The sequence below is a fragment of the Sulfitobacter sp. LC.270.F.C4 genome, from assembly GCF_032922545.1.
Taxonomy (GTDB): Bacteria; Pseudomonadota; Alphaproteobacteria; order Rhodobacterales; family Rhodobacteraceae; genus Sulfitobacter; species Sulfitobacter profundi.
In genome coordinates this window covers 2,356,599-2,377,565 of the sequence record NZ_CP136692.1, presented here as the reverse complement: position 1 = coordinate 2,377,565, position 20,967 = coordinate 2,356,599, and the positions used below count along the sequence as shown (strand labels likewise).

Annotated in this window: 20 protein-coding genes and 1 tRNA gene; 17 read left to right on the top strand and 4 right to left on the bottom strand. The window is 62.1% G+C overall.

The genetic code is table 11. The features are described 5' to 3' along the window. Positions 1-34 precede the first annotated feature (34 nt). Entirely contained in the window at positions 35-1,297 is a 1,263-nt protein-coding gene (egtB, locus tag R1T45_RS15525; protein WP_317389523.1) for an ergothioneine biosynthesis protein EgtB, read from the bottom strand. A 222-nt stretch (positions 1,298-1,519) separates the two neighbouring features. Here egtB and purU point away from each other — a divergent pair, with 222 nt between their 5' ends. Beyond that, positions 1,520-2,404 (top strand): formyltetrahydrofolate deformylase, encoded by an 885-nt coding sequence (purU, locus tag R1T45_RS15520; protein WP_317389522.1) that lies wholly within the window; start codon positions 1,520-1,522, stop codon positions 2,402-2,404. A gap of 138 nt (positions 2,405-2,542) precedes the next feature. Here purU and R1T45_RS15515 read toward each other — a convergent pair. Continuing rightward, positions 2,543-2,618, bottom strand: a tRNA-Thr gene (locus R1T45_RS15515). Between the two features lie 127 nt (positions 2,619-2,745). Between R1T45_RS15515 and R1T45_RS15510 the strand changes: the two genes are divergently transcribed. Then, positions 2,746-3,621: a hypothetical protein gene (locus R1T45_RS15510; protein WP_317389521.1), complete on the top strand. Its 876-nt coding sequence runs from the start codon at positions 2,746-2,748 to the stop codon at positions 3,619-3,621. Here the strand turns inward: R1T45_RS15510 and R1T45_RS15505 are convergent. Further along, on the bottom strand, positions 3,618-5,024 hold the full coding sequence (locus R1T45_RS15505) for a pyridoxal phosphate-dependent decarboxylase family protein (protein WP_317389520.1): 1,407 nt from the start codon (positions 5,022-5,024) through the stop codon (positions 3,618-3,620). The two genes, R1T45_RS15510 and R1T45_RS15505, sit on opposite strands and share 4 nt — an antisense overlap. A gap of 186 nt (positions 5,025-5,210) precedes the next feature. Here R1T45_RS15505 and hpaR point away from each other — a divergent pair, with 186 nt between their 5' ends. Next, positions 5,211-5,681 carry a homoprotocatechuate degradation operon regulator HpaR gene (hpaR, locus tag R1T45_RS15500; RefSeq protein WP_236627358.1) on the top strand — a complete coding sequence of 157 codons (471 nt, stop codon included), beginning with the start codon at positions 5,211-5,213 and terminating at the stop codon, positions 5,679-5,681. Between the two features lie 11 nt (positions 5,682-5,692). Here hpaR and R1T45_RS15495 read toward each other — a convergent pair whose 3' ends face one another. Then, positions 5,693-6,571 carry a 2-dehydro-3-deoxygalactonokinase gene (locus tag R1T45_RS15495; protein ID WP_317389519.1) on the bottom strand — a complete coding sequence of 293 codons (879 nt, stop codon included), beginning with the start codon at positions 6,569-6,571 and terminating at the stop codon, positions 5,693-5,695. 181 nt (positions 6,572-6,752) lie between these two features. Here R1T45_RS15495 and R1T45_RS15490 point away from each other — a divergent pair, with 181 nt between their 5' ends. From R1T45_RS15490 to R1T45_RS15425, 14 genes are all read left to right on the top strand, one after another. Then, a complete protein-coding gene (locus R1T45_RS15490; protein WP_132443590.1) occupies positions 6,753-9,044 on the top strand; it encodes a bifunctional salicylyl-CoA 5-hydroxylase/oxidoreductase in 2,292 nt (763 codons plus the stop codon). Beyond that, complete coding sequence (locus R1T45_RS15485; RefSeq protein ID WP_317389518.1) at positions 9,041-9,772, top strand: SDR family NAD(P)-dependent oxidoreductase; 732 nt, start codon at positions 9,041-9,043, stop codon at positions 9,770-9,772. The genes R1T45_RS15490 and R1T45_RS15485 overlap by 4 nt, the downstream gene beginning before the upstream one ends. Further along, positions 9,769-10,230 carry a MarR family winged helix-turn-helix transcriptional regulator gene (locus R1T45_RS15480; RefSeq protein ID WP_067627975.1) on the top strand — a complete coding sequence of 154 codons (462 nt, stop codon included), beginning with the start codon at positions 9,769-9,771 and terminating at the stop codon, positions 10,228-10,230. The genes R1T45_RS15485 and R1T45_RS15480 overlap by 4 nt, the downstream gene beginning before the upstream one ends. Then, a complete protein-coding gene (locus R1T45_RS15475) occupies positions 10,220-11,020 on the top strand; it encodes an enoyl-CoA hydratase family protein (RefSeq protein WP_317389517.1) in 801 nt (266 codons plus the stop codon). Before R1T45_RS15480 ends, R1T45_RS15475 begins: the two co-directional genes overlap by 11 nt. Positions 11,021-11,063: 43 nt before the next feature. Further along, positions 11,064-12,215, top strand: a complete 1,152-nt coding sequence (locus R1T45_RS15470) for an acyl-CoA dehydrogenase family protein (RefSeq protein WP_132443588.1) — start codon at positions 11,064-11,066, stop codon at positions 12,213-12,215. Next, positions 12,212-13,834, top strand: coding sequence for an AMP-binding protein (locus R1T45_RS15465; RefSeq protein WP_317389516.1), 1,623 nt, complete (start codon positions 12,212-12,214; stop codon positions 13,832-13,834). The genes R1T45_RS15470 and R1T45_RS15465 overlap by 4 nt, the downstream gene beginning before the upstream one ends. After that, entirely contained in the window at positions 13,831-14,658 is an 828-nt protein-coding gene (locus R1T45_RS15460; protein ID WP_120350831.1) for a tryptophan 2,3-dioxygenase, read from the top strand. The genes R1T45_RS15465 and R1T45_RS15460 overlap by 4 nt, the downstream gene beginning before the upstream one ends. Next, positions 14,659-15,846: a kynureninase gene (gene kynU / locus R1T45_RS15455; RefSeq protein ID WP_317389515.1), complete on the top strand. Its 1,188-nt coding sequence runs from the start codon at positions 14,659-14,661 to the stop codon at positions 15,844-15,846. Between the two features lie 87 nt (positions 15,847-15,933). Beyond that, positions 15,934-17,079 carry an ABC transporter substrate-binding protein gene (locus R1T45_RS15450; protein WP_317389514.1) on the top strand — a complete coding sequence of 382 codons (1,146 nt, stop codon included), beginning with the start codon at positions 15,934-15,936 and terminating at the stop codon, positions 17,077-17,079. A gap of 98 nt (positions 17,080-17,177) precedes the next feature. Next, on the top strand, positions 17,178-18,095 hold the full coding sequence (locus R1T45_RS15445) for a branched-chain amino acid ABC transporter permease (protein WP_132443585.1): 918 nt from the start codon (positions 17,178-17,180) through the stop codon (positions 18,093-18,095). A gap of 3 nt (positions 18,096-18,098) precedes the next feature. Next, on the top strand, positions 18,099-19,082 hold the full coding sequence (locus R1T45_RS15440) for a branched-chain amino acid ABC transporter permease (RefSeq protein ID WP_317389513.1): 984 nt from the start codon (positions 18,099-18,101) through the stop codon (positions 19,080-19,082). A 4-nt stretch (positions 19,083-19,086) separates the two neighbouring features. Continuing rightward, positions 19,087-19,842, top strand: coding sequence for an ABC transporter ATP-binding protein (locus R1T45_RS15435; protein WP_120350835.1), 756 nt, complete (start codon positions 19,087-19,089; stop codon positions 19,840-19,842). Then, positions 19,839-20,528 (top strand): ABC transporter ATP-binding protein, encoded by a 690-nt coding sequence (locus R1T45_RS15430; RefSeq protein WP_067626269.1) that lies wholly within the window; start codon positions 19,839-19,841, stop codon positions 20,526-20,528. Before R1T45_RS15435 ends, R1T45_RS15430 begins: the two co-directional genes overlap by 4 nt. A 23-nt stretch (positions 20,529-20,551) precedes the next feature. Next, complete coding sequence (locus R1T45_RS15425; protein WP_317389512.1) at positions 20,552-20,950, top strand: RidA family protein; 399 nt, start codon at positions 20,552-20,554, stop codon at positions 20,948-20,950. Positions 20,951-20,967: the final 17 nt, after the last annotated feature.

Genomic DNA, 20,967 nt, shown 5'->3' with positions numbered 1-20,967 from the left:
GCTTTTCCCGCCGGGGCCTTACTCCGCTCAGGCCTTAATCCGCGTCGCGCGCCAACCGCAGACCCATCATCTGCCAGCGTTGATGCGGATAGAAAAACGTCCGGTAGCTCGGGCGCAACTGTTGCTTTGGCGTGGCGCACGATCCGCCGCGCAAAACGCGCTGGTTGACCATGAACTTGCCATTGTATTCGCCCAAAGCACCCTCAGGCGGGCGGAAACCGGGGTAGGGTGCAAAGTCAGAGGCGGTCCACTCCCAGACATCGCCCCAAATGCCCTTGCCGGGCAGGGGGCGTAGGGCACCGATCGCATCGGCATCGCCCATCAGGTTGCCCTTGATCGGCACATCGCGAAAGGCAACTTCATGCTCGGCTTCGGTGGGCAAACGGCCCCCGGCCCAACGGGCAAAGGCTTCGGCCTCATAATAGCTGACGTGGACCACCGGCGCATCAAGCGCGACAGGCTGCGGCCCGCGCAGGGAAAAGGTCCACCATGTGCCATCCTGCTGCCACCAGTAGAGCGGATGCGCCCATGCTTCGCGCTGCGCTACGGCATGGCCTTCCATCAGCCATAGCCGCGCGTCGCTGTACCCGCCGTCCTCCATGAAAGCGATCCATTCGCGGTTGGTCACCGGACGGTCGGCAATCTCAAAGGGGTCGAGCCAGACCCTGTGGCGCGGCCCTTCGCAATCATAGGCAAAGCCGCCCCCCTCATGGCCAATCTCAACAAGACCGCCCCTGTGGCGGCTGAAGTTGAGTGGCATTTCGTCGGTGACCGCCAGCGGCTCGGGGTCTTTGTAGGTGGGCAGCAAAGGGTTAAAACTCAGCCCGTGAAGCAGGTCGGTGATCAACAGCTCTTGATGCTGCATCTCATGGTGGCAGCCCAGTTCAACCAGTTGAGCGATCTCATCGGTATCGTCGCGGCTGGCGTTCATAAGATCGTTCAGGCTGTTCTCCACATGATCGCGATAGGCCCGCACCGCAGCGCCATCGGGGCGCGAGACCAATCCGCGTTTGTCACGCGCGTGACGCGGTCCAGCCTGCACATAGTAGGAGTTGAACAGCACCGCGAAACGGTCATCGGGCGAGCGATAGTCAGCGACCCGGGGTTTGATGATGAACTCCTCAAAGAACCACGTCGTATGGGCCAGATGCCATTTCACCGGAGAGGCATCCTCCATGCTTTGCAGCATCATGTCTTCGGGACAAAGCGGCGCTGCCAAAGCCTGCGTCCGGCTGCGGGTGGTGGCGAAAAGGCTCAAGGCCTCATCAGGGGACATCGGCTGGGGTTTGGCGTTCATTTCGGGCGCTCCTTTGATGGTCCGCAGACAGGGTCCACTATGGGCAAATTTAAGGCCGCCGCGTAGATTTCAAGCGATAACAGATGCTCACCATTTGGTATGGGCCGCTTTGGCGGCGCCGTGAGCCCGCTATCGCTTGCCTTCCCGCGTGGAGCCTGCAATCCGTTGCGTAAGCAAAACAGGCCCCGTGCCGCCACGTACAACCGCCCAAAGGACCACCCCATGACCCAGTTCTGCCTGACCGTGACTTGCCCCTCGAAACGGGGGATCGTCGCCGCCATCGCCAATTACATCGCCGAAACCGGGTGCAATATCACCGACAGCGCGCAGTTCGACGACACGGAGAACGGCCAGTTTTTCATGCGCATCAGCGCAGAGGCGGAAACCGGGGCCACGCTTGAGAGCCTGCGCGACGGGTTTGATGCGGTCGCAGAACCCTTTGGCATGACCTATGATTTCCACGACCAAGACACCACGATGAAGGTCGTGGTCATGGTCTCTCGCTTTGGCCATTGCCTGAACGATCTGCTCTACCGGGTGCGGATCGGAGCCCTCCCGATTGAGATCGTCGCCGTGATTTCGAACCACATGGACTATCAAAAGGTGGTGGCGAACCATGACATTCCGTTTCACTGCATCAAGGTAACCAAGGACAACAAGCCGCAGGCAGAGGCGCGGATCATGGAGGTGGTAGAGGATACCGGCGCGGAACTGGTCGTGCTGGCGCGTTACATGCAGATCCTGTCGGATGCAATGTGTCAGAAAATGTCGGGCCGGATCATCAACATCCACCACTCTTTCCTGCCGTCTTTCAAGGGGGCGAACCCCTATAAACAGGCCTATGAGCGGGGCGTGAAATTGATCGGTGCCACGTCGCATTACGTCACCGCCGATTTGGACGAAGGACCGATTATCGAACAGGACACCGTGCGGGTCACCCATGCGCAAAGCGCCTCTGACTATGTGTCGCTGGGCCGTGACGTTGAGGCCAGCGTCCTGGCGCGGGCGATCCACGCTCATGCCCATCACCGGGTCTTTCTGAACGGGAATAAAACCGTGGTCTTTCCGGCATCGCCGGGCAGCTATAGTTCCAAACTGATGGGGTAAGCGCCACGGCCCCGCGTTCGCCGAAACTGGTGTGATCGCGGGGCCTTGGGGGCTGGGCAATGCGCACAGGCATCCGTAAACCGCGGGCGGCAGGTATCGGATCAGCGTGAGGATAAGTGTATCATCTGGCGGGAAAAATGGTGCCCCCACACGGACTCGAACCGCGGACCTACTGATTACAAATCAGTTGCTCTACCAGCTGAGCTATAGGGGCACTGAGGGCTCATTTAGAGAAATGGCGCGGGGGGTGCAAGAGGGGAAATGAGAGTTTCTTTCGGATTTTACACGCGGCGCGGGACGGGCTATTCATCGCCAAGATTTTCAAGGTTGAGCGGAGTATCATGCAACTCGTTTTGCACACAGGTGTTCATTTCACGGAAGACGAGCGGCTGCTGAAATGCCTGCTGCGCAATCAGGATGATTTTGCCAAAACCGGCGTCAAAGTGCCCGGGCCCAGCACCTATCGCAATCTGTTTCGCGATACGCTCAATGCGATGCACAAGGCAGAGCCTTCTGAGGTGGCGCGGGATGTTCTGCTTGATGCGATTCTCGATGAGGACGCAGCCAGCCGAGTGATCCTGTCGGATGCGAATTTCTTTCGCTCGCCGGCCACGGCGTTGCAAGAGGGGGTGCTCTATCCCGCGGCCGCCGTTCGGATGTTACGCATGGCGCAGCTGTTCCCCGAGGACGAGATTCGCATCTTTATGGCGATCCGAAACCCCGCGTCGCTGGTGCCGGTGCTCTATGACAAAGCGGCCGACAAGACTTCGGCGGCCTTCTGGGGGGAGCGGGGGCCGGAAGACCTGCGCTGGTCTGAGACGATTGCCCAATTGCGCGAAGCGGCGCCGGGCATTCCGATCACGGTCTGGTGTAACGAAGACACGCCGCTGATCTGGGCGCAGATCATCCGCGAGATGGCCGGATTGGAGCCGGAGACAAAGATCAAAGGCGGCTTTGATCTGTTGCACGCCATCATGTCCGAAGAAGGGATGCGACGGTTCCGCAGCTATCTCGACACCCATCCAGAGATGTCCGAGGCGCAGAAACGGCGTGTGATCACGGCGTTTCTCGATAAATACGCGCTGGAAGAAGAGATCGAAGAAGAACTCGACATGCCCGGCTGGACCGAGGAATTGGTCGAGCGGATGACGGCGCTTTATGACGCGGATGTCGAAGTCATCCGCGCCATGCCGGGCGTCAGCCTGATCGCGCCTTAAGTGCCAGCGGCGGCCAATTCGGTGATCACATCATAGGCCATGGCCACATCCTCGGCCGTGGCGGTGAAGGCACCTGCCTGAAAGCGGATCACCAAAGCCCCGTCGATGCGGGTCTGGGTCAAGTAAATGCGGCCATCGTCGTTGATGCGATTGAGCAGGTCTTGGTTATGCGCATCAAGGTCTGCGGTCGCGAGGTGGCGGAAGGTGAAGAGCGAGAGCATCGGCTGGGTCACGACCTCAAAACCCTCAGTCGCCTCCAGCCGCGCGGCCAAATCCTGTGCCCATATCACATGGTTTCGGATCATTTCGCGCAGCCCTTCCAGCCCATGGGCGCGGATCAGAAACCATAGTTTCAGGGCGCGAAAACGGCGGCCCAGTGGGACCGACCATTCGGAATAGTTCACGATCCCATCCGCGCCGTGGGTTTTCAGGTATTCCGGCTGGATCGCCAAAGTCCTGACCAAATCGTCGGGATTGCGCAGAAAATGTGTGGTGCAATCAAACTGCGCGCCGAGCCATTTATGCGGGTTCATGACCACGGAATCGGCCCGCTCGACCCCGGCCCAGAGGCCGCGGAACTCAGGGCAGATCATCGCCGATCCGGCCCAAGCGGCATCAACATGGGTATAAAGCCCCTCGGCCTCGGCCACATCCATCACGGCGGCGATATCATCGCTGGCCCCCGCGCTGGTGCCGCCGGTGCAGGCGATGATGCCCGCGGGCTGATGCCCCGCCGCGCGGTCGGCGGCGATGGCGGCGCGCAAGGCATCGGCATCCATCGCGCGGGTTGGGCCGTGGGTAGGGATGCGCACAAGGTTCTCTTCGCCCAGCCCCGCAATCCAAATGGCGCGGTCGACCGAGGTGTGTACCTCTGCCGAGCAATAGACCCGCAGGCGCGGCTGGCCCGACAGACCTGCCTTGTTGCCCTGCCAATCCAATGCCCGCTCACGCATCGTCAGCACGGCGCAAAGCGTGGCGGAACTGGCGCTGTCTTGGATCACGCCGGTGAACCCATCAGGCAGGCCGATCGCTTGGCGCATCCAGTCGCAGACGCGGGTTTCCAACTCGGTCGCCGCCGGAGAGGTCTGCCAGAGCATGCACTGTGCCGCGATGGCCGAGACGAAATATTCCGCCAGCACCGAAACGGGTGCCGCGTTGGCCGGAAAATAGGCAAAAAAACGGGGGTGCTGCCAATGGGTCATGCCGGGCAGGATGGTTTGTTCGAAATCGTCGAAAATCGCCTGCATCGCCTCGGCCCCTTCGGGCGGGGCGTCGGGCAGGGCAGAGAGCACGGCACCGGGGGCGACCTGTGCGCGGACGGGTTCATTGCGCAGGCCCGCGTGGTAGTCTGCGGCCCAATCGGCCGCACGGCGGCCCCACTGGCGGAAATCCTCCCAGTTCATCCGCGGCTCCGTTGGCCTATAATCTTGGTTGTCATACGTGATCTGTGCCCCATGTTGTTGTATTGTCTCACTGTTGTTCCGCGCGGCTTGGCCTCTTCAAGAATGATGCAGCAGCGGTTATGGTGATCGTCACGCCCTTTTGGGCGCTCTTTGACTTGGTAAGTAGCGATCAGGAAACCGTCAAGAATGGCCACAATGCCCCCCCTGCGCCGCACTGCCCGCTCCCTTCCGATTGCGCTTTTGCGCGCGCGGGAAAGGGTGATGGGGCCGATCCGGGAAATCCTGAACGAAAGCGGCATCTCGGAACAGAAGTTTCGCGTTCTGCGCGTGGTCGAGGAATCCGGCCCGATGGAGCAGACAGCGCTGGCGCAGCAAGCCTGTCTGCTGCTGCCGAGCCTGACCCGCATGCTGCGCGCGATGGAGCAAGAAGGTTTGCTGAGCCGTGCCAGTGATCCCGACGACGGGCGCAAATCTATCGTCACGATCACCGATCAGGGCCAGCAGGTGCTGCAAGACCACGCGGGCGACGCCGCCGCGCTGTTTTCGGATTTCGAAGCCCGTTTCGGCAAGCAGCGAATGGAAGACCTGCTGGATATGCTCGAAGACCTTGTTAATCTGGACATGCAGAAAAAGACTGACGGGCCAAAGAAAGACTGACGAGCAGGGGGTTAGCCCCCCTTTACTGCCCGCCGCACCGCGCAAATTCCGGCCAGCGCCATGCGGCTGCCCTCGGCCTCTGTCGCCGGGGCGCCCTGCTGGGTCAGAGCCCGCAGGTAAAGCTGCGCCGCGCCGCCCGTGCCGATCACCGCCAGCGTTTGCCCCAGCCAATAGGCCCGCGCCGCCGCAAGTTCCGCGCCGATCAGCGTTCCAGCTAACCGCGCCTCTGCCGTGGGCGGCGGGATATCCTTCAAAGCCAGATCAGCCCGGATGGAGGCCAAACGCCCCGCCAGCCGCTCGGGCCGCGACAGCCCATCGCTGAGCGCGTCGTCAAAGGCCGTGTCGTCCAGCGCCGTGCCCTCGGCTGGGGTGCCGTCGCCCAAAAGGTCCAGCAATTCCCCGGTCAGGAAAGTCTGAAAGCTCACCACTTCGCCCGCGCTGATCTGCGCCCAGACCGAAGTCGCGCCTGGCAAGCAGATCACCCCGTCCCAGTCTTTGTTGAGGCTCAGAAAGCCCGCGATCCGTGTCTCGGCCCCTCGTAGCAGCCCGCTGGGGCTTTGCTGCCGCAGGGCGGGGATGACCTGAAGGTCGAAGTTATCCGTGGGGAGAGGCGTCGCACCTTCGGCAGTGGCGGTGCAGGGCACCATGCGGGGCGCGGCGGCGGTCCAGCCTGCGGGCAGGCCCGCCACGAAGACCCGCAAACGCGGCAATTGCCACGGCGCAGTGAGTGTCTTGAGCGCGGCGTCAAAGGCCGAGGCGCTGGTCAGGCCCGCCGGGTCGCACTCCGCCGTGGCGGTCTCAAGCGCCGATCCGCCCTGCATCGCCCAGATCTGCAACCGCGCGTCTTGGACCTCAACCGCCAGCCAGTCTGCTTTGCTTACATCGGTCATCGCACCGCCTCTCTTCGTGAATTTCCGTCTGGCATAGGCCCTGTGGGCTGCGGGTTCAATGCGTCCGATGCCCTGTCAGCCGTGAGACTGCCCGATTACTTCAAGCCTAAAATATTTATCCTTGAACGAAAAAGCGACTCAGCCTAGGCTCCGTTCCAAAGCGAACCAGAGGGGAATTTCGATGCGTGCAATCTGTCTTGGCGGCGGTCCTGCGGGGCTGTACTTCGCGATTTCGCTGAAACTGCGCCAGCCCGAGGCCGATGTGACGGTGCTGGAACGCAACCGCGCCGATGATACCTTCGGCTGGGGCGTTGTGCTGTCGGATGAAACGCTGGATAATCTTGAGGTTAACGACCCCGTCTCGGCACGCGAAATCCGCAGCCATTTCGCCTATTGGGACGATATCGCCCTGCACCACAAGGGCAACGTGATCCACAGTACCGGCCATGGTTTCTGCGGTATTGGGCGCAAGCGGCTGCTGCTGATCTTGCAAGAGCGGGCGCGCGCGTTGGGCGTGAACCTGCAGTTCGAGACCGAGGTCAAGGATGCCTCCGAATACATGGATGACTACGATCTGGTGGTCGCCTCCGACGGTCTGAACTCCAGAACCCGGATGGAATTCGAAGAAACCTTTAAACCAGACATCGACGTGCGCCGCTGCCCCTTCGTCTGGCTCGGCACGCATCAGAAATTCGACAACGCTTTTACCTTCATCTTTGAAAAGACAGACAAAGGCTGGATCTGGGTCCACGCCTATCAGTTCGACAAAGACACGGCGACTTTCATCGTCGAATGTAGCCAAGACACCTTTGACGCCTATGGATTTGGCGAAAAGACCCAAGAAGAGACCATCGCGATCTGCGAAGAGATCTTCAAGGACCACCTCGACGGCCACAAACTGATGACCAACGCCAGCCACATCCGCGGCTCGGCTTGGATCAAGTTCCCCCGCGTGCTTTGCGAAAAGTGGAGCCACGAGAATGTCGTGCTTCTGGGCGATGCCTCGGCCACGGCGCATTTCTCGATCGGGTCGGGGACGAAACTGGCGCTGGAATCTGCGATCTCGCTGGCGAAACATGTCAGCGACGACAAAGACCTGACCACGGCGTTCGAGAAATACGAAGAAGCCCGCCGCCTTGAAGTGCTGCGTCTGCAATCGGCGGCGCGCAACTCGGTCGAATGGTTTGAGGATGTTGAGCGTTACCTCGATCTGGACCCGGTGCAGTTGAACTATTCCATGCTGACCCGCAGCCAGCGGATCAGCCACGAAAACCTGCGCGAGCGTGACCCCAAGTGGCTGGAAGGAGCCGAGAAATGGTTCCTCGACCAAGCGGGTGCCGACAGCAATGGCCCCGTCCGCGCGCCGATGTTCGCGCCGTTTCAACTGCGTGACATGAAGCTTGAAAACCGCATCGTCGTCTCGCCGATGGCGCAGTACAAGGCCGTCGATGGCTGCCCGACCGACTGGCATTTCGTGCATTACGCCGAACGCGCCAAGGGCGGCGCGGGGCTGGTCTATACCGAGATGACCTGCGTCTCGCCCGAGGGCCGCATCACGCCGGGCTGTCCGGGCCTTTATGCACCCGAGCACGAGGCCGCGTGGATGCGCCTGACCGATTTCGTTCATGCCGAAACCGAGGCGAAGATTTGCTGCCAGATTGGCCACTCGGGCCGCAAGGGCTCCACCCAACTGGGTTGGGAAGAGATGGACGCGCCGCTCAAGGCGGGCAACTGGGACATCATCTCGGCTTCCGCGATCCCGTGGTCGGAAAACAATGCCCTGCCCAAAGCGGCGACACGCGCAGACATGGACGCGATCCGCGACGAATTCGTCGCAGCCACCCGCATGGCCGAGCGGGCCAACTTCGACATGGTCGAACTGCATGCCGCGCACGGCTACTTGATCTCGTCCTTCATCTCGCCGCTGTCGAACCAGCGCGAGGATGCCTATGGCGGCAGTCTTGAAAACCGCATGCGCTACCCGCTTGAGGTCTTCAAAGCGATGCGCGACGCTTGGCCCGGGGGCAAGCCGATGGCGGTGCGCATCTCGGCCAACGATTGGGTCGAAGAAGACGGCGTGACCCCCGACGAAGCCGTTGAAATCGCCCGTATGTTCAGCGACGCGGGGGCCGACATCATCGACGTCTCGGCAGGCCAGACCTCGAAACAGGCCAAGCCCGTCTATGGGCGCATGTTCCAGACCCCGTTCAGCGACCGCATCCGCAACGATGGGGGCATCAAGACCATGGCCGTGGGCAACATCTATGAGGCCGACCACGTCAACTCGATCCTGATGGCGGGGCGTGCCGATCTGGTCTGCCTTGCCCGGCCACATCTGGCCGATCCCTATTGGACCTTGCACGCCGCCGCCGCCATCGGCGACCGCCACGCCGCTTGGCCGCTGCCTTACGGCCCGGGCCGCGATCAGGCATGGCGTCTGGCAGACCGCGCGGCGGAGATGGAGAAAGTATGAGCCATATCGTCATCACCGGCGGCGGCACCGGCGTAGGGGCCGAAATCGCCCATACGGTGGCCGGGACCGGCGCCAAGGTCACGATCATGGGCCGCCGCGAAGCACCCCTGCGCGAGCAGGGCCTGCCGTTTCAGACCTGCGACGTGACCGATGCGGATGCCGTACAAGCGGCCTTCGCCGCCGCCCGCGCCGAGAATGGCCCGATCACCGGCGTCATCGCCAATGCGGGGGCGGCGCATTCCGCACCTTTCCACAAGATCAACGCGCAGGACATGACTGACATGATGGCGGTGAACGTCACCGGCGTCTTTAACGTCTGGCAGGCCGCGCTGTCGGAGATGAAAGACGCCGGGCAGGGGCGTTTGATCGCCGTGGCCTCCACCGCGGGGCTCAAGGGCTATCCTTACGTTGCGGGCTATGTCGCGGCGAAACATGGGGTCGTCGGTCTGACCCGCGCGCTGGCGTTGGAACTGGCGCGCACGGGCATCACGGTGAACGCAATATGCCCGGGCTTCATCGACACGCCGCTCTTGGAACGCTCGGTCGAGAATATTACCGCCACCACCGGCAAAAGCGCCGAGGAGGCCCGCGCCTTGCTGAAACGCGCAAGCCCGCAGAACCGCTTTGTCGAAACCTCCGAGGTCGCAGGTGCCGTGCTCTACCTGCTGTCGGACGCCGCGGCTTCGGTCAACGGCCACGCGCTGGCGCTATCGGGGGGCGAAGTATGAGCGACGTGGCCAAGGATCGCGTGCGCCTCTGGCTGCGGCTGCTGAAAGTCGTGCGCGGGTTGGAGCAGGAATTGCGCGATACGCTGCGGCGCGAGCATAACACGACGCTGCCGCGGTTCGACGTAATGTCGGCCCTCTCGCGCCATCCCGAAGGGCTGAAGATGAGCCAGCTTTCGGGCGTGCTGCGCGTGTCCAACGGCAATGTCACCGGCATCGCCGATCGTCTGAGCGAGGAGGGGCTGGTCGAACGCATCCCGGTCCCCGGCGACCGCCGCGCGATGATGCTGCGCTTGACCCCCGCGGGCACGGCGCAATTCGCCCGCCAAGCGCAGGCGCATGAAGACTGGATCAACGAAAAACTGCGCGGAATCTCCTCCGAGGAAGCCCGCGCCATGGCGGCCCGCCTGCAGGCTTTCGCCGCCCAAACGGAAGAAAAGGAAAAAGCCAATGCGCAGTGATGTGACGCATTTCCAATGTGAAATCAAAGACCGGATCGCCACCGTGCGGCTTGACCGGCCTGACCGCAAGAACCCGCTGACCTTCGACAGCTACGCCGAGCTGCGCGACTGGTTCCGCGATCTGGTCTATGCCGATGATGTCGATGTGGTGATCTTCGGCTCCAATGGCGGTAACTTTAGCTCTGGCGGAGATGTGCATGATATCATTGGTCCTTTGACCCGCATGAACATGAAGGAACTGCTGCGTTTCACCCGTATGACCGGCGATTTGGTCAAGGCCATCGTGAACTGTGGCAAGCCGGTCATTACCGCCGTCGATGGTGTCTGCGTGGGCGCGGGCGCGATCATCGCCATGGCCTCGGACCTGCGGCTGGCAACGGCAGAGGCCAAGACCGCCTTTTTGTTCACCCGCGTAGGCCTTGCGGGCTGCGACATGGGCGCCTGCGCGATCCTGCCGCGCATCATCGGCCAGACACGGGCGGCCGAACTGCTCTACACCGGGCGCGCCATGTCTGCCGAAGAAGGGGAACGCTGGGGTTTCTACAACCGGCTGGTGACAGGTGAGACGCTGGAAGATGAGGCGCTTAAACTGGCGCAGAAAATCCAAGCCGGCCCGAATTTCGCGCATATGATGACCAAGACGATGCTGGCCCAAGAATGGGCGATGTCCATCGAACAAGCGATCGAAGCCGAGGCGCAAGCACAGGCGATCTGCATGCAAACGGGCGATTTTGAACGCGCCTACAACGCTTTCGTCGCCAAGGAACGCCCGGTCTTCGAAGGGGACTGAGATACGAATAGCCAAAAGATAAACACGCGGGGAGGCGTAAACCATGGCTGACAAAAGTTTTCTCGACTGGCCCTTTTTTGAGCCGCGGCACAAGGAGTTGGCGCTGGCTCTGGACGAGTGGGCGGCACGCGAGTTGAAGAACGTGGATCACGGCGACACCGATGGGGCCTGCCGCGATCTGGTGACGATGATGGGCCAAGACGGCTGGCTGCGCCACAGCGGCGCGGAGGGGGACGAGGTGCTTGATGTGCGCAGCCTTTGCCTGATCCGCGAAACGCTGGCGCGCCATGACGGGTTGGCGGATTTTGCCTTTGCTATGCAAGGGCTTGGCACCGGCGCGATCTCACTTTTCGGGAGTGATGAGCAAAAGGCCGAATGGCTCCCCAAGACCCGTTCGGGACAGGCGATTTCGGCCTTTGCCCTAACCGAGCCGCAGTCCGGCTCAGACGTGGCAAACTCCACCATGACAGCCACGTCAGACGGCAACGGCTATGTGCTCGACGGGCGCAAGACGTGGATTTCCAACGGCGGCATCGCGGATGTCTACACCGTCTTCGCCCGCACCGGAGAGGCACCGGGCGCCAAGGGGTTGTCGGCCTTCATCGTGCCCGCCGACACACCGGGGCTTAGGGTCGAGGAACGGCTAGAGGTTATGGCGCCGCATCCACTGGCCACCTTGCATTTCGATGGCGTGAAACTACCCGGCTCGGCGCTTCTGGGTGAGGCGGGGCGCGGCTTTGCCATTGCCATGTCGGTGCTGGATGTCTTCCGCTCCACCGTCGCCGCCGCCGCCCTCGGCTTTGCCCGCCGTGCGCTGGACGAGGCGCTTTTGCGCGTCACCAGCCGTCAGGTACAGGGCGCGCCGCTGAGCGAATTGCAACTGGTGCAGGGCCATATCGCGGACATGGCGCTTGACGTCGATGCTGCCGCTTTGCTGGTTTACCGCGCCGCTTGGACCAAAGACAGCGGCGCGCCGCGCGTCACCCGCGAGGCGGCGATGGCCAAGCTTTTCGCCACGGATCAGGCGCAAAAGGTGATCGATAAGGCCGTTCAATTGCACGGTGGCGACGGCGTGCGCAATGGCGAGGCAGTGGAGCGACTTTACCGCGAAATCAGGGCCTTGCGCATTTACGAGGGCGCGTCGGACGTGCAACGTATTGTCATCGCCCGCCAGACTTTGGGAGCCATGTCATGAAGCTGCACCCGACCGGACATGAAGACACCTTCGCCCGTGAAAACCTGCCGCCCTTCGACCAGTGGCCGGACTTGCTGTTGGACCGCTTCGACTATCCCATTCGCCTGAACGTCGGCGTCGAACTCACTGACAAGATGGTGGAAAAAGGGTTTGGCGACCACACCGCACTGATCGGCAACGGGCGGCGTCGAACCTATAAGGAACTGGCTGACTGGACCAACCGTCTGGCTTCCGCGCTGGTCGATGATTTGGGGGTGAAACCCGGCAACCGGGTGTTGATCCGCTCGGCCAACAATCCTGCGATGGTGGCCTGCTGGTTGGCGGCGACCAAGGCGGGGGCGGTTGTGGTCAACACCATGCCGATGCTGCGCGCGGGCGAGCTTGCGGCCATCGTCGACAAGGCCGAGATCACCCACGCGCTCTGCGACACGCGGTTAATGGATGAGATGACGGCCTGCGCCAAAACCTCCAAATTCCTCAAAACGGTCGCGGGTTTTGACGGCACCAGCAACCACGACGCCGAGTTGGACCGGTTGGCGCTGGAAAAACCGGTGCAGTTCGAGCCGGTGGACACCGCGCAGGACGATGTGGCGCTCTTGGGTTTTACCTCAGGAACCACCGGTAACCCTAAGGCAACAATGCATTTTCATCGCGATCTTCTGATCATCGCAGATGGCTATGCGCGCGAAGTGCTGAACGTCACGCCAAGGGATGTTTTCGTCGGCTCGCCGCCCTTGGCCTTTACCTTTGGCCTTGGTGGCCTCGCGGTTTTCCCGCTGCGCTTCGGGGCCGCCGCGACGCTTTTGGAGACCGCCAGCCCGCCCAACATGATCGAGATCATCGAGAAGTACAAAGCCACCGTCTGTTTCACCGCGCCCACCGCCTATCGCGCGATGTTGCAGGCGATGGAAGAGGGCGCGGACCTCAGCAGCCTGCGTGCCGCCGTTTCCGCCGGAGAGACGCTGCCTGCACCGGTTTATCACGAGTGGCAGGAAAAGACCGGTAAACCCATGCTTGACGGCATCGGCGCGACGGAAATGCTCCATATCTTCATCTCGAACCGCTTCGACGACCACCGCGCCGCTTGCACCGGCAAGCCCGTCACGGGCTATGAGGCGCGGGTGATTGATGCGGACGGAAACGAGGTGCCGCGCGGCGAGGTAGGCCGTCTGGCCGTGCGGGGTCCAATCGGCTGCCGCTATTTGGGCGACAAGCGGCAGGCGGATTATGTCAAGGACGGGTGGAACATCACCGGCGACAGTTTCACCATGGACGAGGATGGCTATCTGCATTTCGCCGCCCGCAACGACGATATGATCATCAGTTCTGGCTACAATATCGCCGGGCCGGAGGTCGAGGCGGCGCTGTTGAGCCATCCTTGTGTCAGCGAATGTGGGGTGGTGGCCGCCGCGGATGACGCGCGCGGCTCTATCGTGCAGGCGCATGTGGTTCTGGTTGACGGAACGCCCGAAGACGCCAATACTATCAAGCTATTGCAGGATCATGTTAAAGCGACCATCGCACCCTATAAATACCCGCGCGACATTCGTTTCATCAAAGAACTGCCCAAAACCGCGACCGGCAAGATCCAGCGTTTCGCGCTGAGAGAGGATACATGAGCAGTTTCGACGAAGCCTCCAAGGGCGCCAAGATGAATTTCGCCAAGGACAAGTCCTATGGCGATTACCTTGGGCTGGACCAAATCCTGACCACCGAGAACCCGCTCGACATGGCGCATGACGGGCTGCTTTTTATCATCCAGCACCAGACTTCGGAGCTATGGATGAAGCTGGCGATCCATGAGTTGACCGCCTGCCGGAAGGCACTTCAGGCAGGGGAATTGCGCCAGAGTTTCAAGATGTTGACCCGTGTGGCACGTATCTTCGAGCAGCTTAATTCGGCTTGGGACGTGTTGCGGACCATGACGCCGAGCGAATATACCCAGTTCCGTCCGCACCTTGGTGCCTCTTCTGGGTTTCAGTCCTACCAGTACCGTCTGATCGAATACCTGCTGGGCAACCGGATCGCGGCGCTGACCAAACTGCATGAACACACGCCCGAACCCCATGCGGCGCTGGTGGCGGAGATGCAGCAGCCGAGCCTCTATCAGGTGGCGATTGATCTGCTTTGCACACGGCTGGGGGAGCCGTCGCTTGCCGGCAGCCCCGAGCCGCAGGCTTGGCAGCCGAAGGCCGAGGTTCAAGCCCTGTGGAAACAGGTTTATGAAGACCCGACAACTCATTGGGAACTCTACGAATTGGCGGAAAAACTGGTCGATCTCGAAGACTACTTCCGGCGTTGGCGGTTCAACCACGTGACCACCGTGGAACGTATCATTGGTTTCAAGCGCGGCACCGGGGGCACCGCTGGGGTGACCTATCTGCGCAAAATGCTTGAGGTGGAGCTTTTCCCTGAGCTTTGGCATGTGAGAGGAGCACTGTAAGTGTCTGTTTTGAAAAAAGATCAGTTCATCCTACCGGAGGGCGTCATCTACCTCGACGGCAATTCGCTGGGGCCATTGCCCAAGGCCGCCGCCGCGCGGGTGCAGGAGACGATCACTGCGGAATGGGGTGAGATGTTGATCCGAGGCTGGAACCAAGCCGGTTGGATGGAACAGCCCGCCCGCGTTGGCAATATGGTGGCCGGGATCGTTGGCGCGCCGGAAGGTTCGGTCGTTATGGGCGACACCCTGTCGATCAAGGTTTTTCAGGCGCTGGCCTCGGCGCTGAAGCTGCGCCCGAACCGCAAGGTGATCCTGTCGGACAGCGGCAACTTCCCGTCGGACCTCTACATGGCCGAGGGGCTGGTGGGGCTTTTGGAGCAGGGCTATGAGCTGCGCACCGTGGCGCCAGAAGAGGTGACGGGGGCCATCGGCGAGGACATCGCCGCGGTGATGCTGACCGAGGTCGACTACCGCACTGGCCGCAAGCACGACATGAAGGCGATCACCGAATTGGCCCATGCCAATGGCGCGGTGATGATCTGGGATCTGGCCCATTCAGCGGGCGCGCTGCCGGTGGACCTTGCGGGCAGCAACTGCGAGTTCGCGGTGGGCTGTACCTACAAGTATCTCAACGGCGGGCCGGGTGCGCCGGGCTTCATCTACGTCCGCCCCGATCTGGCCGACGAAGTGCAACCTGCGCTGGCCGGTTGGCTGGGGCACCGCCAGCCATTCGCTTTTGAGCAGAGCTACCAGCCCGGACAGGGGATCGAGCGGATGCGCGTCGGCACCCCGCCGGTGATCCAGTTGACCGCGCTTGAAGTGGCGATGGAGCTTTGGGCGGATGTGGACATGCAAGAACTGCGCGCGGCCTCTATCGCGCTGCAAGAGCAGTTTATCAAAGAGATCGAGCGCGACGTGCCGCAGCTGACCCTGGCCAGCCCGCGCAACAGCGCCGAGCGGGGCAGTCAGGTGTCGTTCCGCTTTGACGAAGGCTATGCCGCGATGCAGGCCGTGATCGACCGCGGCGTGATCGGCGATTTCCGCGCGCCTGACATCATGCGTTTTGGCTTCACGCCGCTTTATATCGACGCCGAAGATGTCTCCAAAGCGGTCGCGATTATCCGCGATGTGATGGAGAACCGTCTCTGGGATAACGAAAAATACAAGACCCGCGCGCGGGTGACCTGACAGCATCAGGCGCAGGCGCTAAGCTGGCAAGACGACCCAATTGAACGGGCCCGGTAAAGAGGCCCAAACCAACCAAGGGAGACTGAAATGAAGATGAAATCACTTGTGATGGCGGCCTCGGTCGCGGCACTGGCGGCAGGCGGCGCATGGGCCGAAGAGGGAAAGGTGAAGGTCGGCATGATCACCACCCTCTCGGGCGGCGGCGCGGGCCTTGGCATCGACGTGCGCGATGGCTTTATGCTGGCCACAAAGATGGCCGGGAACGAGAACCTTGAGGTCGTGGTCGAAGACGACCAGCGCAAGCCCGAGATTGCAGTGCAACTGGCCGACAAGATGATCCAGTCCGAGAAGGTCGACGTGATGACCGGCATCATCTGGTCCAACCTCGCCATGGCCGTGGTGCCCGCGGCGACCGCGCAGGGCAAATTCTACCTCTCACCCAACGCGGGCCCTTCGGCGCTGGCGGGCAAGGGTTGCAACCCGCTTTACTTCAACGTGGCATGGCAGAACGACAACCTGCACGAAGCGGCGGGCGCTTATGCCAATGACACGGGCTATGAAAACACATTTATGCTGGCGCCGAACTATCCTGCGGGCAAGGACGCGCTGACAGGCTACAAACGGACCTATGATGGCGCAGCGGCGGGCGAGATCTATACTGATCTGGGCCAAACCGACTATGCCGCCGAGATCGCGCAGATCCGTGCCTCGGGCGCTGACAGCGTGTTCTTCTTCTTGCCCGGCGGAATGGGGATTTCCTTCCTCAAGCAATATGCCAACTCGGGCGTGGATCTGCCTGTTGTCGGCCCGGCCTTCAGCTTTGACCAAGGCATCTTGCAGGCCGTGGGGGAGGCCGCTCTTGGGATCAAGAACACCAGCCAATGGAACAAGGATCTCGATAACGAAGCCAACAAGACCTTCGTCGAAGCCTTTCAAGAAGATTACGACCGTCTGCCGTCGCTCTACGCCAGCCAAGGCTATGACACCGCGAACCTGCTGCTAAGCGCGATGGAGAAGGCGGATGTGTCGGATGCCGAAGCCTTTGGCGCGGCGCTGAAAGAGGCTGATTTCGACAGCGTGCGGGGCAAATTCTCGTTTGGTAACAACAACCACCCGATCCAAGACTACTACGTGCGCGAAGTGGTCAAAGAGGGTGATGTCTATACCAACAAGCTGATCGGCCCCTCGTTGACCGATCACGCGGATGCCTACGCGGCTGACTGCAAAATGTAATCCCGCGCGGCCCCGGGCGCTGAATTGGCGCGCCGGGGCCGACGTATCAACGCTTTCACGCCGGTCCTCGCGTCCGGCGCGCCGGGAGGCTTTGCCAAATGTCACTCATCCTGCTGATTGAACAGGTGCTGAACGGAGTCCAATCCGGGGTCATGCTGTTTTTGATGGCCGCGGGGCTCACGCTGATCTTCGGGGTCATGGGGCTCATTAACCTCGCCCATGGTTCGCTCTACATGGTCGGTGCCTTTGCCGCCGCGGCGGTTGCGGCGGCGACGGGGTCGTTTCTCTTGGCGCTGGTGGCGGCCTTGGCCGCGGCGGCGCTGGCGGGCTGCTTGATCGAGATGACGGTGATCCGCAGGCTCTATGACCGCGACCACCTTGACCAAGTGCTGGCGACCTTTGCGCTGATCCTGATTTTCTCAGAAGGCACACGGTTTCTCTTTGGCTCCTTCCCGCTGTTTCTCGACATTCCGGCGGCCCTGTCCGGCCCGGTGACCCTGCCGGGGGGCATCCAGTATCCGCTCTACCGCCTTGTCATCATCGGCGTCGGGCTGGTGATTGCTGCAGGTCTGTTCCTGCTGATCGCCCGCACGCGCATCGGCATCCAGATCCGCGCAGGTGAGGCTGACCGCGAAATGATCGGGGCGCTTGGCGTCGATATCGCCAAACTCTACACGCTGATCTTCGCCCTTGGGGCCGCCCTTGCGGGTCTCGCCGGTGCGCTGGTGGGCGCGATCCAGTCGGTGCAGGTGGGCATGGGGGAGCCGGTGCTGATCCTTGCCTTTGTGGTGATCGTTATCGGCGGCATCGGCTCGATCAAGGGCGCGCTGATCGGGGCGCTGCTGGTGGGGCTGACGGACACGCTTGGCTCTGTCCTGCTGCCGCTCTTTTTTGCGAATTTCATGGAGGCCTCGGCGGCCACGTCCGTCGGCTCCTCGCTCGCCTCCATGTCGATTTACATTCTGATGGCGGGGGTCTTGCTGTTCAAACCCACCGGCCTCTTTGGGGAGGCCTGAGCCATGATGCGCGAAAAACTCGTAAACCTCTTTCTCTTCCTGCTCCTGCCGGTCACGGCGCTGGCGGCTTTCGCGTTGGACGAGCCATTCATCATCACGCTGGCCACCAAGGCGGCGATCCTCGCCCTTGCGGGCGTGGGGCTGAACATCGCGCTCGGCCTCGGCGGGCTGGTGAGCTTTGGTCATGCAGCATTCTTTGGGATCGGCGGCTATGCCATGGGCATTCTCGCCGCCCATGCGCAGAGCTACACACCGATCATGGAGAGCCCATTTCTGATCGAAGGCACCAAGTCGATGCCGGTGATCTGGCTGGTGGCGATTGTGGTCTCTGGCCTTGCTGCGCTGCTGATCGGGGCGCTGTCTTTGCGCACCTCGGGCGTCTATTTCATCATGGTCACGCTCGCCTTCGGGCAAATGCTGTTCTACTTTTCGATCTCATGGCCCGCCTATGGCGGCGAGGACGGGCTGTCGATCTATGTGCGCAACGGCTTTCCGGGGCTGAACACGCTTGATCCGCTGACTTTCTTTGCCATCACCTTTGCGGTGCTGGCGCTGGTGCTGCTGTTTGCAGGGCGTCTGGCGCGGGCTCCTTTCGGCCTTGCGCTGTCGGCGGCGCGGCAGAACGCCGAGCGGGTCGAAGCCGTGGGCCTCGCGCCCTTCCGGCTGCGGCTGGTGGCCTTTGTCATCTCGGGGGCGGTGACGGGGCTGGCGGGCGCGCTTTTTGCCGATCTCAACCGTTTCGTCAGCCCGACGATGTTCTCGTGGCAGACCTCTGGTGAGATCATGATCTTCGTGATCCTTGGCGGGGTTGGGCGGCTCTTTGGCCCGGTGGCCGGGGCGGCGCTGTTCATCTTGCTTGAGCATGTCTTGGGCGGGCTATCGGAGTTCTGGCACATCTATCTGGGGCTGTTGCTGTTGCTGGTGGTGCTCTTTGCGCGCGGCGGCATGATTGGCCTCGTTGCCGGACGGGAGGTGGCCCATGACTGAAGGGATGACAGATGTGCTGTTGGACGTGCGCAACCTGCACAAAAGCTTTGGCGCGTTGAAGGCGACTGATGATGTCTCCCTCACCCTGCGGACGGGCGAAATCCACGCGCTTATCGGCCCCAACGGGGCGGGCAAGTCGACGCTGATCAAGCAGATTGCGGGCGGGCTGCGCTCGGACAGCGGGTCGGTCCATTTTGCCGGGCAGGACGTGACACCGATGACCACCGTGCAGCGGGCGCGGGCGGGGCTGGGGCGAACGTTCCAGATTTCGTCGCTGGCGATGGAATACACGGTGCTGCAAAACGCGGTGCTGGGCGCGCTTGGCCAATCGGGCCGGGTGATGCGCTTTTTCGCGCCAGTGATGCGGCAGCAGAAGTTGCGGGAAGAGGCGATGCGCGCCTTGGAGTTGGTAGGGCTTGCGGATCACGCGGCCAAGCGCACCGCGGACCTGTCGCATGGGCAACGTCGCCAGCTTGAGGTCGCCGTGGCGCTGACCCTACGGCCCAAGGTGTTTCTGATGGATGAACCGATGGCGGGGCTCGGGGCCAGCGGCTCTAAGGAGATGACAGGCTTTCTCGACGGGCTGCGCCGCGAGGCGCCGATCCTGCTGGTGGAACATGACATGGACGCGGTTTTCGCACTGGCGGACCGCATTTCGGTGCTGGTCTATGGCCAGATCATCGCCAGCGGCACGGCGGCCGAGATCAAGGCCGATCCGCAGGTCCGGGTGGCCTATCTGGGCGAGGAGGACGCAGCATGAGCTTGCTGGAGTTGAACGACATCACCGCCTCCTACGGGCCGACGCAGGCGCTTTTTGGCGTCGATCTGTCGCTGGAGGCGGGCGAGGTCTGCGCGCTGATGGGGCGCAACGGGATGGGCAAATCCTCGACCATCAAGGTGATCTGCCGGATGCTGAAACACGATGGCGGTGGGCTGCGCTTTGACGGGCGCGACATCGCGGGCCTGCCCAGTTTCCGGGCCGCGCAGGCCGGGGTGGGTCTGGTGCCCGAGGGTCGGCGCTGTTTCGCGCCGCTGACGGTGCACGAAAACCTCATCGCCGCCGCTCGCCCCGGTGCATGGGACGAGGCGCGGGTCACGGCGCTTTTCCCACGGCTGGGGGAGCGGCGCGATCAGGCGGCAGGCTCGCTTTCGGGCGGGGAGCAGCAGATGCTGGCGATTGGCCGTGCGTTGATGACCAACCCGAAATTGCTGCTGCTGGATGAAGCGACCGAGGGCTTGGCCCCCGTGGTGCGCCAAGAAATCTGGGCCGCTGTGGCGCAGCTTAAACGCGACAGCGGGCTGGCGCTTTTGGTGGTGGACAAATCCCTCGCCGAGCTGCGCCGCGTGGCCGATCACGCCGTCATTCTCGAACGTGGCCGCTCGGTCTGGTCTGGCCCGATGCCCGCGCTCGATTCCCAAATCGCCGATCAATTTCTCGGCGTGTGACTGTTAACAAAAAGGAACACGACATGTCGCATCAAATCATTCAGCCCAAGGGCTGGGCCCCCGCGAAGGGCTATGCAAACGGCGTGCTGAGCGCGGATGGTCACCTGTTCGTCGGCGGTCAGATCGGCTGGACCGCCGATCAGAAGTTCGAATGCCATGACTTTATCGGCCAGATGAAACAGGCGTTGCAAAACATCCGCGAGGTGGTCGAAGCCGCTGGCGGCACGCCCGAAGACATCACCCGTCTGACGTGGTATGTGACGGATAAGAAAGAATATCTTGCCGCGCAAAAGGACGTGGGCCGTGCCTATCGTGAGGTCATGGGCAAGCATTTCCCGGCCATGGCGATGGTGGTCGTCGCCGGATTGGTCGAGGATGACGCCAAACTTGAGATCGAAGCCGATGCGGTGATCTCGCGCTAAGCGATCCCGCCGCCGGG